This is a genomic window from Caldisericota bacterium (genome assembly GCA_034717215.1).
In the GTDB taxonomy this organism is placed as follows: Bacteria; Caldisericota; Caldisericia; order Caldisericales; family Caldisericaceae; genus UBA646.
In genome coordinates this window covers 1-1530 of the sequence record JAYELD010000107.1, presented here as the reverse complement: position 1 = coordinate 1530, position 1530 = coordinate 1, and the positions used below count along the sequence as shown (strand labels likewise).

The window sequence follows — 1530 nt, the reverse complement described above, 5'->3', positions numbered from 1 at the left end:
CTAATAATCGATGCGTGGTGCCAGTGATTTTCACAGACGTCAGAATCAGCAAGGAATTCAGTGTATCCGCCCAACATATCCAGGTAGTACCATTTGCTATCAGCAGGAACGTACTTTATTCCTGCTACTCCAAGATACCCCGACACCTGGTTTCTTGCCATCATCGTAAATTCTTTGAACTCCGACGCAGGATTAAAAATTCGGAAAAATGCACTTACAATTATCTCCGGCAACGTGGAAATTGCGAACTCTTTTGTAACTTGTACCCAATCATCTGCTGCTGGTGCAGTAGTGCGGGTTTTCATTCTGTATCCAAATGACTCAAAATATGCGGCGTCTCTGGCTCTGCCAGCCCAATAGTCCCCAGCATTTCCTGTCGTCGTCCAGCCAGTAACGGGTATGTCAAACGTTTCATGGATTAGGATCGGAATATCGAAGCCAACAAGGGCTTGTACGTTGGTTTTAATTCTGCCGGAGTTGTCTGTCGTGATGTTTGGGATCAGCTTCATTTTTATGCCCCCGATTGTATTATTAAGATATACTCCGTGCCACCTATGTCAGTGTCTACCATGAGTGTGTGCAGGTCGTCCCTGTCAAATTCCAACACATCTCCCGGTTCAAGCGGTATGATGTCAGTGAACGTGATGCCGTCACACGATAGCTTGACATATAGTATGCCTGTTTTGTCTATGTGTCTCAATGATCCTTTCCTACCGTTCTTGCCAAGAGCTGCGTAAACCTCCTCGGTATTGGGCGTGCCTGCTGTTGCAACAGTTCCTTGATGTACGAACGGATTACCAGGACAGAATGAGTCTGGTTCTAAATATAGAGCTTTCGGTGACGTTGATGCAAATATCGCAACGTTTGTTTTTCGGGTCGTTGATATGGATATGTGTTTGAACTTTATATTTGGAAGAACGAATGGGATTCCTGCATTCGTGGTGAACGCACCACCGTCTTCTATTCTTATCGTTACGGGAAGTTCAGCGTTGATAGCGATACTATGACAGTGAGTAAATTCGTGTTCAACGAGGGAATCGGAGAGGTCTTCACGTAAACCTGTTGGAAGATTCACTTTTCCTTCGTAGAAGTCGAATCTTGATATTCCTGCAGAGAGTTCTTTCGTGCCTCCGTCTTCTGGATACGTTATTATTAGTGGAGGCATTTCGCCTGGTTGAGTACCAGAAGATGCAAGTATCGATGATAAGATCTGCTTTATGGATTCGTTTTGACTTATCATCGATTCGTTTTGAGCAATTTGACGAATGATAAGTTCGTCTATGCGTGTACCGTAATCTACGATACCTTCAGGCGGAGTGTGCTCTCTCATGCTTACGTTTAGCTAGTCGTTGATATGAAGTGTTCCGTTCCTTCTATGTATACGCGCAGGTCAGAAGAAGTGCCATTTGTGCTGTAGCCGGCTACGCCATACTTGAACTGCAAAGACGAAGGAATCTTGTCGCCTTCTAGGATGACAGTTGAAGATGCTCCAACATTAACATCAAGCATTGCACATGTCTCTGCTTCGTT

The 1530-nt window shown here is 44.7% G+C and carries 3 protein-coding genes; all 3 read right to left on the bottom strand.

The features are described 5' to 3' along the window. Positions 1 to 509: hypothetical protein (locus U9Q18_04185; protein ID MEA3313555.1), on the bottom strand; the 509-nt coding region annotated here is incomplete at its 3' end. A gap of 2 nt (positions 510 to 511) precedes the next feature. Continuing rightward, positions 512 to 1330 (bottom strand): hypothetical protein, encoded by an 819-nt coding sequence (locus tag U9Q18_04180; protein ID MEA3313554.1) that lies wholly within the window; start codon positions 1328 to 1330, stop codon positions 512 to 514. Positions 1331 to 1338: 8 nt separating this feature from the next. Continuing rightward, on the bottom strand, positions 1339 to 1530 hold a 192-nt coding region (locus U9Q18_04175), incomplete at its 5' end, for a hypothetical protein (GenBank protein MEA3313553.1).